At 57.3% G+C, this 13,595-nt stretch carries 11 protein-coding genes; 7 read left to right on the top strand and 4 right to left on the bottom strand.

The genetic code is table 11. The features are described from left to right. The first annotated feature begins 201 nt into the window (after positions 1-201). The 7 genes from rpsA to QP941_RS02245 all read left to right on the top strand — a co-directional run bounded on the left by rpsA (position 202) and on the right by QP941_RS02245 (position 8,385). Positions 202-1,662, top strand: a complete 1,461-nt coding sequence (rpsA, locus tag QP941_RS02215) for a 30S ribosomal protein S1 (RefSeq protein WP_023021654.1) — start codon at positions 202-204, stop codon at positions 1,660-1,662. Between the two features lie 297 nt (positions 1,663-1,959). Then, the gene (locus tag QP941_RS02220; RefSeq protein WP_284867846.1) at positions 1,960-4,011 is read left to right on the top strand and encodes a glucose PTS transporter subunit IIA; all 2,052 of its coding nucleotides are present in this window, start codon (positions 1,960-1,962) and stop codon (positions 4,009-4,011) included. An 81-nt stretch (positions 4,012-4,092) separates the two neighbouring features. Then, the gene (gene coaE / locus QP941_RS02225; RefSeq protein ID WP_284867847.1) at positions 4,093-4,692 is read left to right on the top strand and encodes a dephospho-CoA kinase; all 600 of its coding nucleotides are present in this window, start codon (positions 4,093-4,095) and stop codon (positions 4,690-4,692) included. Between the two features lie 90 nt (positions 4,693-4,782). Beyond that, a complete protein-coding gene (locus QP941_RS02230; protein WP_284867849.1) occupies positions 4,783-5,145 on the top strand; it encodes a DUF4259 domain-containing protein in 363 nt (120 codons plus the stop codon). Between the two features lie 40 nt (positions 5,146-5,185). Beyond that, positions 5,186-7,279, top strand: a complete 2,094-nt coding sequence (uvrB, locus tag QP941_RS02235; RefSeq protein WP_179386448.1) for an excinuclease ABC subunit UvrB — start codon at positions 5,186-5,188, stop codon at positions 7,277-7,279. Between the two features lie 129 nt (positions 7,280-7,408). Then, complete coding sequence (locus QP941_RS02240) at positions 7,409-7,861, top strand: universal stress protein (RefSeq protein ID WP_005323274.1); 453 nt, start codon at positions 7,409-7,411, stop codon at positions 7,859-7,861. Positions 7,862-7,944: 83 nt separating this feature from the next. Then, positions 7,945-8,385 (top strand): universal stress protein, encoded by a 441-nt coding sequence (locus QP941_RS02245; RefSeq protein ID WP_239279280.1) that lies wholly within the window; start codon positions 7,945-7,947, stop codon positions 8,383-8,385. A 70-nt stretch (positions 8,386-8,455) separates the two neighbouring features. Here QP941_RS02245 and QP941_RS02250 read toward each other — a convergent pair whose 3' ends face one another. From QP941_RS02250 to QP941_RS02265, 4 genes are all read right to left on the bottom strand, one after another. Beyond that, positions 8,456-9,472: an App1 family protein phosphatidate phosphatase gene (locus QP941_RS02250; protein ID WP_284867850.1), complete on the bottom strand. Its 1,017-nt coding sequence runs from the start codon at positions 9,470-9,472 to the stop codon at positions 8,456-8,458. 20 nt (positions 9,473-9,492) lie between these two features. After that, positions 9,493-11,718, bottom strand: a complete 2,226-nt coding sequence (locus tag QP941_RS02255; protein ID WP_284867851.1) for a HelD family protein — start codon at positions 11,716-11,718, stop codon at positions 9,493-9,495. Between the two features lie 162 nt (positions 11,719-11,880). Further along, positions 11,881-12,897, bottom strand: coding sequence for a DoxX family protein (locus QP941_RS02260; protein ID WP_239279283.1), 1,017 nt, complete (start codon positions 12,895-12,897; stop codon positions 11,881-11,883). A gap of 78 nt (positions 12,898-12,975) precedes the next feature. Continuing rightward, complete coding sequence (locus tag QP941_RS02265) at positions 12,976-13,578, bottom strand: MBL fold metallo-hydrolase (RefSeq protein WP_284867852.1); 603 nt, start codon at positions 13,576-13,578, stop codon at positions 12,976-12,978. Positions 13,579-13,595 lie beyond the last annotated feature (17 nt).

Genomic DNA, 13,595 nt, shown 5'->3' on the forward strand with positions numbered 1-13,595 from the left:
AGCTGGACAGATGTAGTGTTGGACGGGCGTGTCTATGCCACGGGTTGTTCTAAGTCCCTGTAGGAAGGCTTTAAGTAATCACGAGGCGGGATCGAATATTTCTCGTTTTAGCTGCATTTGCGCAGCTTAGCAAGCTTTTTTCGAGAGACGCGCAGTTGTCCAATTTCGATTTCCTACATTTATTCGGAGCATTTTTTCAATATGCCATCTTCTAACACCCCGCAGGTTGCGATTAACGATATCGGAACCGCAGAGGACTTCCTCGCAGCTGTAGACGCCACCATCAAGTACTTCAACGATGGTGACATTGTCGAGGGTACCGTCGTCAAGGTTGACCACGACGAGGTACTGCTGGACATCGGATACAAGACCGAAGGCGTTATCCCTTCCCGCGAGCTGTCCATCAAGCACGACGTCAACCCGGACGAGGTTGTTGAGGTCGGCGATGAGGTTGACGCACTTGTTCTCACCAAGGAGGACAAGGAAGGTCGCCTGATCCTGTCCAAGAAGCGTGCACAGTACGAGCGCGCATGGGGCGCCATCGAGGAGCTGCAGGCCAAGGAAGAGCCTGTTACCGGTACCGTTATCGAGGTTGTCAAGGGCGGCCTCATCCTGGATATCGGCCTGCGTGGCTTCCTGCCTGCATCCCTCGTTGAGATGCGTCGCGTCCGTGACCTGGAGCCGTACATCGGCCAGGAGCTGGAAGCAAAGATCATCGAGCTGGACAAGCAGCGCAACAACGTTGTCCTGTCCCGCCGTGCATACCTCGAGCAGACCCAGTCCGAGGTTCGCTCCGAGTTCCTACACCAGCTGCAGAAGGGCCAGGTCCGCAAGGGCGTTGTTTCCTCCATCGTCAACTTCGGCGCCTTCGTCGATCTCGGCGGTGTCGACGGCCTGGTTCACGTTTCCGAGCTGTCCTGGAAGCACATCGACCACCCATCCGAGGTTGTCACCGTTGGTGATGAGGTAACCGTTGAGGTTCTGGACGTTGATCTGGACCGCGAGCGCGTTTCCCTGTCCCTGAAGGCTACCCAGGAAGATCCGTGGCGCGTATTCGCCCGCACCCACGCTGTGGGCCAGATCGTTCCAGGCAAGGTCACCAAGCTCGTTCCGTTCGGCGCCTTCGTTCGCGTCGAGGAGGGCATCGAGGGCCTGGTTCACATCTCCGAGCTGGCTCAGCGCCACGTCGAGGTTCCGGACCAGGTTGTCACCGTTGGCCAGGAAGTTATGGTCAAGGTCATCGACATCGATCTCGAGCGTCGTCGTATCTCCCTGTCCGTTAAGCAGGCAGACGAGGATTACACCGAAGAGTTCGATCCGTCCAAGTACGGCATGGCTGACTCCTACGACGAGCAGGGCAACTACGTCTTCCCTGAGGGCTTCGACCCTGAGACCAACGAGTGGAAGGAAGGCTTCGACGAGCAGCGTCAGGCTTGGGAGGCACGCTACGCAGAGTCCGAGCGTCGCTTCAACCTGCACACCGCTCAGATCGAGCGCAACCGCGCTGCAGCCGCTGAGGCTGCTGAGTCTGCAGAGTCCTCCAACTACTCCTCTGATTCCTCCGATGCAGCTCCGGCATCCGAGACTCAGGCAGAGGTTGGCGGCTCCCTGGCTTCCGACGAGCAGCTCGCTGCACTGCGCGACAAGCTCGCTGGCAACTAAAGCTTCCGCTTAGTTTCCGCTAAGCCTGAAGGCTTGGCTCACGGCCGCGCCCACTTCATCACCTAGATGGGGTGGGCGCGGCTTTTGTGATCTTTTAGACAGTTTGTGCAATCGTTTGCCGGGATGTTCGTCGCCTTTAGGTGGTTGACCAGCGGACAAGCAGTGACAAATGGAAAAACTCCCTGGCAAGTCCACAAAACGGGCTTTTGTTCATGTGGGAATCCTCTTATACTCAAACCTGACGTTATAGCCAGTGCAGTACTGGTTATAAGTGGTATTTGAACTGAGGAGTAAGAAGTGGCATCTATTAAGGACACTTCCACCCACATCGTTGAGAGTATCGGTGGCGCCGACAACATCACGTCGCTGACGCACTGCGCGACGCGCCTGCGCTTCCAACTTGCAGATGCGGGGAAAGTTGATCAAGAAAAGCTCGATAGCGACCCAGCGGTGCTTGGTACCGTGCCCCAGGGCGCTCACGGCTACCAGGTAGTCATGGGCGGCGGCGTCGCTGACTACTACAACGAGATCATTAAGCAGCCCGGTGTGCATGCTTCCGGTGATAAAGAAGCGTCCTCCAAGAAGGAGTATGACGGTGTTCGCGGTAAGTATGACTGGGTAGATTACTGCTTCGAGTTCCTTTCTGATACCTTCCGCCCAGTCCTGTGGGCATTGCTGGGTGCCTCACTCATTATCATGCTGCTCATCCTGGCAGACACGGCGCACATCCAGGATTTCCGCGCACCGCTGGAGGAGCAACCAGAAGGCTTCCGGCTGGCTCACGCAATGTTCCAGTCGGTCTTTTACTTTTTGCCGGTAATGGTCGGTGCGACCGCGGCCCAGAAGCTGGGTGCGAATATGTGGGTCTCCGCGGCTATTCCCGCAGCGCTTTTGACCCCCGAATTTATGTCGCTGGGTGAGCAAGGCGATACCGTCAACGTATTTGGCCTGCCGTTGGTCATCAACTCCTATGGCTCCCAGGTCTTCCCGCCCATTTTGGCCGCAATCGGCCTCTACTGGGTGGAAAAGGGGCTAAAGAAGATCATTCCGAGCGCAGTTCATATGGTCTTCGTGCCGTTCTTCTCCTTGCTCATCATGATTCCGGCAACGGCCTTCCTGCTCGGCCCGTTCGGCATTGGCGTAGGCAATGGCATTTCTTGGGTCCTGTACCAAATCAATGATTTCTCGCCGTTCATCCTGGCTATCGTCATTCCGCTGCTGTACCCGTTCCTCGTTCCGATGGGCCTGCACTGGCCGCTGAATGTCATCATGATTCAGAACATCGCAACCTACGGCTACGACTTCATCCAGGGTCCGATGGGCGCATGGAATTTCGCCTGCTTCGGCGTTGTGGGCGCGGTCATGGTTATCTCTTTCAGGGAGAAGAACAATGCCATGCGCCAGGTCTCTATTGGTGCCTTCGCAGCGGGCATCCTCGGTGGCGTGTCGGAGCCTTCCCTCTACGGCATCTTGTTGCGCTTCCGCCGCAGCTACTACCGGTTGCTGCCAGGTTGTGCGGTAGGCGGCGCAATCATCGGTATCTTTGATGTCCGCGCTGAGGCCTTCGTCTTTACCTCTGCGTTGACCACTGGTGCTATGACGCCGCAGCTGGGCTACGTCCTTGGTATCACGGCTGCATTCCTTACCTCTTTCTTCCTGACCCTGTTCTTCGGCTACCGCACAGCAGAAGAAAAGCAGGCAGACTTGGAGCGCATCGCCCGCGAACAGGGCGAATCTGTGGATGACGTAGCTGCTCGTTCGGAGTTTAAGTCCACCCAGGCCGACAAGAAAGAGTCCTCGCATGCGGGTGGCGCCGTTGCTGCCAGCGCTGCGGGCGCTGCTGCTACTGGTGTTGCCGCCAAGCAGGTTGGCAAGGACGACATCGTGTTGGATTCCCCTCTAGAGGGCGAGGCAGTGGACCTCTCAGAGGTCCCAGATCCTATCTTCGCAGGCGCGAAGCTGGGGCCTGGCATGGCAGTCCAGCCAACTGGCACTACCGTCTATGCGCCTGCCGACGGCAAGGTGCTCACCGTTCAAAAGTCCGGCCATGCGGTAGGCCTAAGCCTCGACAATGGCGTGCAACTGCTCATCCACGTAGGCCTCGATACCGTGGAACTGGGCGGCGAAGGCTTCGACGTGCACGTGGAAAAGAAGCAACGCATTTCCGCAGGGGATAAGCTGATTAGCTTTGACTCGGAGTTCATCCGCTCCAAGGGCTATAACCTGATTACTCCGGTTGTGGTCACTAACGCCACCAAATTCGGCGCGGTCTCCGGCGAAGCCGGCCAGGTTACCCCGAGTGATGAACTGCTCCGCATTCCCCCGAAGCCAGAGGAAGCAGCGGAATAAAGTAACGCTGACACCTATAGCGACAGAGGAACCCCGCATCATCGTGTATGGCGGGGTTCCTTTTCGCGTAGGGTGGCTGCCATGAAACTCATTGGCCTTACAGGCGGTATTGGCAGTGGCAAGTCAACAGTCGCAACGCTCTGCCGCGAGCGCGGATGGGAAGTGGTCGATGCCGATGGCATTGCGCGCGACGTCGTCAAGCCCGGGCGGCCTGCGTTAGCGGAGCTGGCGGCAGCATTTGGAGAAGATATTTTGCTGCCGGACGGCAGCCTCAACCGCAAGGAATTGGCTCGGCGAGCTTTTGCGGACAAGGAACATACCGAACTGTTGAACTCCATTACCCATCCACGCATCCAAGCGGAAACGCAGCGCCAATTCGCGGAGGCACGTGAAGACGGCTATGACTTCGCCGTTTACGATATGCCGCTTTTGGTGGATAACGGCTTAGACAAAGACATGGACTACGTCATTGTGGTCGACGTGGCCGTAGAAGAGCGCGTCCGTCGCCTCGTAGCTTCACGCGGGCTGGAAGAGGACGATGCGCGCCGTCGCATAGCAGCGCAGGTAACTGATGAGGTAAGACTCGCCGCGGCCACTCACGTCATTGACAACAACGGCACGCTGGAGCAGCTGCGCGCACGAACGGCCGAGGTCATGGACCGCATAGAAGCGGAGTCTTAGAAGTGGAGTCACCCAAACTTTAACCATTGGGCGGTTAGAGTTTACGCAGTTTAGACGTTGCGTTAACTTTCGCGCCTTAGGCTACTCGCCGTGGGAACGTGGGATACAGGGCCTTTTGATAATCACGCAGCGCGAGAACTGCTCGCTAGCTTGCGTGATGGCTCTTTCGATCTCAAAGCCTTTCAACAGTCATGCTCGGGAGAGCCCATGGACTCCGATGACGCGGAAACCATGATCGCGCTGGGTGCTTTGTTAAAGCTGAAGGCTGAGGCATTGCCGGAGGGAATTCACCGCGAGGATCTCGCGCCTCTGTATACGCCACAGTCTAAAGCATGGCTGCGCCGTCGCATCAATAGTGCAATGCGCCCAGAGACCTCCTCGGTTTATGCGCTGTGGGAGACCACCGGCGAGTTGGAAGAGTGGCTGCGCACCGCGCAGGACTCCTTGCCGTGAACATAGCTAGCCGCGCCATATAAGCAGTAGAGTAGTGGGCATGGCTTTTGCTGCTGAACATCCTCTTATTCCAAATTCCGAGCACCGCGTCGTCAGCGAGGTCGAGCGCACCCCAGGTGAGTTTCAGGTTGTCTCTGAATACGAACCGGCCGGCGACCAGCCCGCTGCTATTGCAGAGCTCAACGAACGCCTCAACCGCGATGAGCGCGATGTAGTACTCATGGGTGCTACCGGTACTGGTAAATCCGCTACTGCCGCGTGGTTGATTGAAAAACAGCAGCGCCCCACGCTGGTGATGGCACCAAATAAGACCCTGGCAGCGCAGCTAGCGAACGAGCTGCGCCAACTTTTGCCGCATAACGCGGTGGAGTACTTCGTGTCTTATTATGACTACTACCAGCCAGAGGCTTATATTGCGCAGACGGATACCTATATTGAAAAGGACTCGTCCATCAACGAGGACGTAGAGCGTCTGCGCCACTCGGCCACCTCGGCGCTGCTGTCCCGCCGAGACGTGGTGGTTGTATCCTCCGTGTCGTGCATTTATGGCTTGGGTACCCCGCAGTCCTATTTGGATCGCTCGGTCATTATTTCCGTGGACGAGGAGCTGGATCGGGACCGCTTCCTCCGTTTGCTGGTGGATATCCAATACGAACGCAATGACGTGGGATTTACCCGCGGTACCTTCCGCGCCAAGGGTGACACGGTCGATATCATTCCGGCTTATGAGGAGCGCGCGGTGCGCATTGAATTCTTCGGTGATGATATCGATTCCCTTTACTACATTCACCCCGTCACTGGTGATGTCATCGAGGAAGTAGATGAGGTGCGTATCTTCCCAGCGACCCACTACGTGGCAGGGCCCGAACGCATGGAGAAAGCTGTGGCTGCCATCAAAGAGGAATTGGCCGAGCGCTTAGAAGATCTAGAAAACCGCGGCAAACTGCTGGAGGCACAACGACTTCGCATGCGCACCGAATACGATCTAGAAATGATCGAGCAGGTAGGTTTTTGCTCTGGCATTGAGAACTACTCCCGCCACGTCGATGGCCGTCCGGCCGGCTCCGCACCGGCAACTCTGCTGGATTACTTCCCCGAGGATTTTCTCACCATTATTGACGAGTCTCACGTCACGGTCCCACAGATTGGCGGCATGTTCGAGGGCGATATGTCCCGCAAGCGCAACCTGGTGGAATTCGGTTTCCGGTTGCCCTCCGCAGTGGATAACCGCCCGCTGACCTTTGATGAGTTTGAACAACGCGTGGGACAAACCGTCTACATGTCCGCCACCCCAGGTGACTTTGAACTTACGTCCTCGGACGGTGAATACGTCGAGCAGGTGATTCGCCCGACAGGTCTGGTGGATCCGAAGGTTACCGTCAAACCCACTAAGGGCCAGATTGATGACCTTATTGATGAAGTGCGCACCCGCATTTCGCAGCAAGAGCGTGTACTGGTGACCACGCTGACCAAGCGTATGGCAGAAGACCTCACCGATTACCTGCTGGAGCAGGGGATTAAGGTGCGTTACCTGCACTCGGATATCGATACCTTGCAGCGCGTTGAGCTATTGCGGCAATTGCGCTTGGGCGAGTTTGATGTGCTGGTGGGCATTAACCTTCTGCGTGAGGGCCTTGACCTCCCCGAGGTATCGCTCGTTGCCATCTTGGATGCAGACAAGGAAGGTTTCTTGCGCTCTACCACCTCGCTCATCCAGACCATTGGCCGTGCTGCCCGTAACGTCTCTGGCGAGGTGATTATGTATGCCGATAAAATCACCGATTCGATGCAGGAGGCAATCGAGGAGACGGAGCGACGCCGCGAAAAGCAGATAGCCTATAACAAGGAACATGGCATCGACCCGCAGCCTTTGCGGAAGAAGATTGCCGATATCCTTGACCAGGTCTATGAAGACGGTGGGGACGAAGAGTCCAACTCTGACCCCTCTGCAGTGGTGGAGAAGCGGGATATTTCCAGCATGGCTACCGATGAGGTGCAGGCGCTTATCGACGACCTCTCGGCCCAAATGGGTGCCGCCGCGCGCGAGCTCAAATTTGAATTGGCTGGACGCCTGCGCGATGAGATTGCTGATCTAAAGAAGGAACTGCGTGGATTGAAGGAAGCGGGAATCTAGTTTTCTCCCCCTGAAAGTGATGATTGGCTCCGCGGGTACTTTTCTAAAGGGCTGCGCTAGTTATACTGGATAAGTGCCAGAAGCGCCGTTTAGTTGTCACTGTGAAGTAGTTCAACTGCAAGGAGAATAATGCTTACTTATAAAAACATTGCCGTCGGCACCGATGGCTCTGAAACCTCCCTGCGCGCAGTCCGCGCTGCGGCGTCCATGGCACGGGCGTACGACGCCAAGCTGATTATTATCTCAGCTTTTTATAACCACGCTGGATCCATGCTTGGTGCTCCGAGGGGCGACGAAGCCGGTCTGCCCGTTGTAAGTGAGGACATGGCCGGTACCTACCTGACCAATGCCACCCGTATCGCTGAGTCAGAGGGTGCGGAACACATTGAAATCGTAGGGAAATCTGGAGACCCAGTAAAAGCCTTGTTGGAGGTAGGCCAGGACTATGATGTGGACCTGTTCGTGGTGGGCAACCGCGGCGTGAACTCCGTTCGTGGTCGAGTCTTCGGTTCTGTGCCAACAGAACTAACCCACAAGTCAAAGGTAGACGTCGTCGTAGTTAATACCAGCGAGAAACGTTAAACATTTTTCGTTGTTACACTGGCAGTAAAGCCTTTGTAGGCTAAATAAACACTCTGGGTACACACCCACAAAGAAAGGTCATCATGAGCGACTACAACACGATCGTTGTCGGTACTGACGGTTCTAAGTCTTCTCTCCTCGCTGTAGAGCGAGCAGCTAAGATCGCCGCCGCATTCGATTCCACTCTGATTATCGGTTGTGCTTACTACGAGAACCAGGAGCAGGCTTCCAAGACCCTGCGCCAGGATTCCGTAACCATCTTGGGCGATGAGAAGGCCGAGGCAAACCTCAAGGACGCTAAGGCACACGCTGAGAAGTTCGGTGCTTCCAAGGTCGAAACCGCTGTTCGCCCGGGCACCCCGGTACAGGCCCTGATGTCCATCGTCAACGACAACGATGCTGACCTACTCATCGTGGGCAACCGCGGCATCAACTCTCTCACCGGCCGCCTGCTGGGCTCCGTGCCGGCAGATGTTGCTCGCCAGTCCGACTGCGACGTAATGATTGTTCACACCGTCAGCTAAGAACGGCAATTAAAACCCGCCTTGGTCTTGCTTTGAAAAGACCAAGGCGGGTTTCGTCGTTAAGCGCAGCTTACTCCGTAGGGTGTGCAGCGTTGAATGCGGCGGCAATGGCGTTGCCGTTCGCGCCCTGAATCAAGGGGATAGAGAAGTGGCCCTCCTCATTGGCATCGGCCAAAGGGCTAAGGGAGCCGTGGGAGAGCAACTGCTCCTGCGGGCTCAGATTGCGGATAAGCACAGAGTGAATCCGGTCCGGATGCTCATTAGCCACATCGCCGTAGGTCAATGGATCATGTTGTCCGTCATCGCCAATGAGAATCCATTGCATATCCGGGTAGGCGATGAGTAGATTGCGCAGCTGAACACGCTTGTGCTCCTGACCACTGCGGAAAAGCCCCGTTTCCGTAGGGCCCCAGTCCGTCAGCAGCATGGGACCCGCGGGGAAACCATGGTGGGACAGGAATTTCTTGAGCGAGCCAAAGGTATTCCAAGCGCCTGTAGAAAGATAAAACACTGGGGCTTGGGGGAAGCGCCGCTGCAGCTGAGCATAGAATTCGGCCATTCCGGGAACGGCCTGTCGCTTGCTAGGGCGCTTGGCCCAGGAATTCCACGCCGCGGTGAGCGCGCGCGGCAGCCACGTGACAAGCACCGTGTCATCGATATCGCTAACGATGCCGATCTTGGCCGCCGGATCAACGATAAGTAGTTGGACTTCCACGGCATTCGCGTTTGCGGCCTCGATCATTGCCGTATGCCAGCCGGGCTCTAAATCGTGGTCATGGACTAGTAAGTCAATGTATCCGTTTCGATCGGTGGTACCGGTGACAGTCTGTTCCCCAATAGTTACCGAAACGTCGTGGTGTCCTACTTGAATGGTAAGAAACTGCTGGTAGCCGCGCTCACCCCACGTATCCCTCTTGCCTTCATCAGGATCATGCATGAGTACGCGGCCGAAGATTCTCACCTGATCGGTGGTGCCATAACCGGTATATCCCACGATCAGGGGCTGCCATCCACGCCGTTGAGAGCGCTTCAAAGTAAAGGAGTTTAGTGAGCTTTCAGCTTTGCGCATGATGTCAGATAAGGCCATGGCACAAAGCTTACGGGAGCCTAAAGAACTTCGCCGCAGTCACCGACGAGCGTGAGCGATTGGGTGGCACGAGTGATGCAGACATAGAGGTTCTGCAATCCCTGTGGGGAGGCATCCACGATGCGCTGCGGATCGAGCACAACCACGTGATCAAACTCCAGGCCCTTATAGCGCTCCGCCGTGGCGGCGTCAATAACCGCTGTGAGCCTGCCGTCCTCTTCGCTGTGTACTCCAGGGGTGTAGGCGCCTTGCTCAAGCCGGCGCACCTGCACGCCATCGCGGATGGCTGTCGCCGGAATGGCGTCAGGGTTAATCATTTCCAAAAGTCCATTGGCCAATTCCGTGATGGGCTGCGGGGTGCGATAATTGACGGTAAGAAAATGGTGACGAAAGCGCTGAGCTACAAAGGGCTCGAGGGCCTCGCCCCAGTCATCAACACCTGCCGGGGAACCAGTCTGGGAGGTATCACCCACCAAAGTCATCCACCGCGAAGGGCAGCGGCGGAAGAGCATTCGCCACTCCATAGGCGTTAATTCCTGGGCTTCGTCCACGATGATGTGACCATAAGCCCATGTATGGTCTTCGCGTGCGCGTTGGGCAGTGGTGCGCTTATCGCGTACCTCCTGGCGGTGCGCCAAGGTTTCGGCGTCAATGACATCGTGGGCAGAGAGGATTTCTGCTTCAAACATGTCATCGTCATTATCTGTGGACTCGGAGGAAGACAAGATATCCAATGCGTCTTCCGCATCCGCCACTTGCTCGCGCCACGCGGCGTCATCGGCTGCCTTCTTTTCTTCAGGGTTGGGCAGGCCGATGAGGACGGCAAGCTCGTCTAGCAAGGCCGCGTCCGAATCCGTCCATGCTCGTCCCTCTGCACGGTAGAGCGCTTCTTGGGTTTCCTCGTCATACCCGTGCGCGGCAGAAGCGATGCGCTCGCGCGAGGAGACTAGAGCAGCAAGTACATCGGTGGGGTGTAGTTCGGGCCAAAACTCATCGATCAAGGCAGTAACGGCCGCGTCCTCAGCAAGGTCATCGTGGAATTGATCGATATCGGCGCGCGACAGGAGATTCTTTCCGCCAAGCGGATCGGCACCGACCTTTTCTGCCATTTGCTGGGCTAGGTCTTCTACGAGGTGCTCGATGAAGGCACCACGCGCCTCATTGTGCGGCTTGCGCGAGCGCCGTGCACGTGTGCGGGCGCTTTTCACCATGTGTGGTGTGACGCTTAAGGTAAGGCCGTCGACGGTCAGCTCGCGAGGGGCGTCGGGAAGCAACTGGTAGTCCTTGACCGCAGTGGAGAGGATTTCCACCATGGCGTCACTGCCCTTGATTTCCCGGGCTACGAGGTCTTCTTCGTGGCTTGGTTCAATTCCAGGGAAGAGCCCACCAATGGTGGAGAGCACTACGCCGGTCTCGCCCAGTTCTGGGAGCACGCGCGAAATATAGTCCAAGAAGCTGCTATTGGGGCCCACGATAAGTACGCCGGTGGCAGAAAGCAGCTCGCGGTGGGTATAGAGCAGATAGGCAACGCGGTGTAGCGCCACTGCGGTCTTACCGGTGCCGGGGCCGCCTTCTACCACCATCACGCCGCGGGTGTTATCGCGGATAATCTCGTCCTGCTCCCGCTGAATGGTCTCCACAATTGAGGCCATGTGACCGGTACGGGCCCGTTGCATGGCGTGATAGAGCGCAGATTCGCTCGCTACGCCGGCCTCTTCTTCACGCACTCCGGGGCCAGCAAGGACTTCATCATGAATACCAGTGACGGTGCGCCCCTTGGTGCGGATTTGGCGGCGGGTGTGCACGCCTTCTGGCTGGGCGGTAGTAGCGAGGTAGAAGGGCCGTGCCATTGGGGCACGCCAGTCAAGCAGTAGCGTGCGATAGTCATCTTCACGCGCATCGAGTCCCATGCGGCCGATGTAGCGGCGATCTAGGCCTTCCGGAGTGGGATTGTCACCTGGGGCGTCGATGTCGATGCGGCCAAAGACCAATCCCATCTGGGCCACATTGAGACGATCCAGCTTGGCTTGGAGCCCGTGGTATTCCGTTTCGCGGCGCACCAAAGCATCCGCGTCCGGGGTGGAGGGATCAACGTCCGCCTGCACCTCATTGAGCCGTTTATTTGCTGCAGCCACCTCATCGTCGAGGCGGGCGAAAAGGCCGTCCACATAATCTTGCTCCGTAGCGATGGCTTCGCGCTCCGAGGAACCTGCAGCCGTCGCGTGCTTATGGGATGCTGAGTTCACGTGACTCCTTGGTAATTGGACGTTGATGGGGAGGAAGCTGCCGGGCACGCTGTCCGGCGAGGGGGAGAGATGAGTTTAGACCCTGCCGTGACAAAGAACAACGGCCCAGCATAAGGCTGGGCCGTGTGTCACCGCCGAGTTATTCGACCGAAGAAGTCGTGGCTACTTCGAGCGCTTTTCCAGCTTCTTGATAGCTGCCTCAATCTTCTTATTTGCCTCCTGCTGCAGCTTGTCAGCGTGCTTGGATGCCTTCTTGTTGGCGCGCTTGGACTGGGCGGTGTCCAGCTTGGCGACGGCCTTGTCGGCGCGTGCCTGAGCCTTGGTAGCTGCCTTTACAGCACGGGTACGGGCGATCTCGCGATTTGCCTGTGCGGTTTCGAGCCAGTCACCCTTATTGTCTTCAACGTAAGTCTTGGCGTTGTCGACCGAGTCCTCAATGAAAGACTTGGCGTTGCCCAGCAAGCCGCGGCCAGACTCCTGCCAATCGTCCTTGTTGTCCTCTACGTAGGTCTTGGCATCGTCAACATAGGACTTTGCGGTGTCTAGCAGACCACGGCCGGTGGACTGCCAGTCATCCTTGTTGTCGTCTACGTAAGCCTGTGCCTTAGCAGAGGTCTCGTTGATCCAGTCGCCAGCCTTGGAAGACAGTTCGTTAGCGCGGGCAGAAAGCTCTTCGCGCTTCTGCTCGGACTCAGACTTGGTAGGCAGTGCCTGCTGAATCTTCTTGTTCGTGCGCTTGCCTGCCTTCTGTGCACGCCAACGCAGGGAAGGCTTGCCCTCGGTGTCCTGGGTAGCGATAAACAGGGCGCCGAGCAAAGCGGTATTGGTAACGAATCCGTTGCGGCGGGATTCCTTGTCTTCCTTATTGTCCGCAGCCCAGAAGTTGTTCTTGCCAATCAAGTTGGGCAGGGTAGCGGCGGCCAGAACTGCAGCGGAAGTGCGCGGTGCCTTGCCCAGAGCCAAGGTGGAGCCGGCGCCTACCTTTGCGCCGCCAATGGCGCGGGTAACTAGTTCTGGGTCATTCGGGATGTAGCCCTGGTACTCAGAAGGAACGGCCTTGCGCACGGTCTTGAGGAAACCCTCGGTTTCCTTCACGTGCTCGGACGCGTTGCGCAGGTTGTCTACGCCTTCCCATACAAATACGGATGCCAGCATGGGGCGGGCAAGCTTGCGAATCATAGTCCTTAAAGCTCCTTAAGCTCGTTGTTCTAGACCTATCGTGTGCTAGACCATTGTACGCGGAAATTCGCCATTGGATCACCAGCGGCGTTCCCACCAGTCACCAAGTTTGGGGCGCTCCTCGCCCAAGGTCGTGGACTTTCCGTGTCCCGGGCGCACGACCGTAGTGTCGGGGAACTCATCAAAGATGCGCGCGGTGACGTCCTTATATAGGCGTACGAAGTCGCCCTCAGAGGTGGTCTTGCCCAAGCCGCCGGGGAAGAGGGAATCGCCTACGAAGAGGTTGGTGACGCCATCGATGCTTGCAACAAGTGCCGCCCCGCCTGGGGTGTGGCCGCGCAAGATGATGACGGGCAGCTGAAGACCTGCGAACTCGATGGAATCGCCCTCGCGCAGCTCCACGTCTACCTTGGCCGGGATGGCGGGGGAATCAAGGAAGGAGGCGTAGTGAGTGGCACCCGTTTCGGACAAAATCTCCTCGAGTGCGCGCACGTGGTCCCAGTGGCGGTGGGTAGTAAGCACCGCGGTGATTTTCACTCCGGCCTTGCGGGCCATGTCGAGGATTGCGGGGGCGTCATCGGCGGCGTCGACAAGCAAGCCCTCTTCGCCCGCCTGGAGGAGGTAGCAGTTATTGTCCATCTCGGAGACGGAAATTTGATGTAGCTGAAGCTCGTTAGTCATGTGTCCTAGCCTACGGG

The sequence above is a fragment of the Corynebacterium sp. MSK150 genome, assembly GCF_030229215.1.
Classification (GTDB): Bacteria; Actinomycetota; Actinomycetes; order Mycobacteriales; family Mycobacteriaceae; genus Corynebacterium.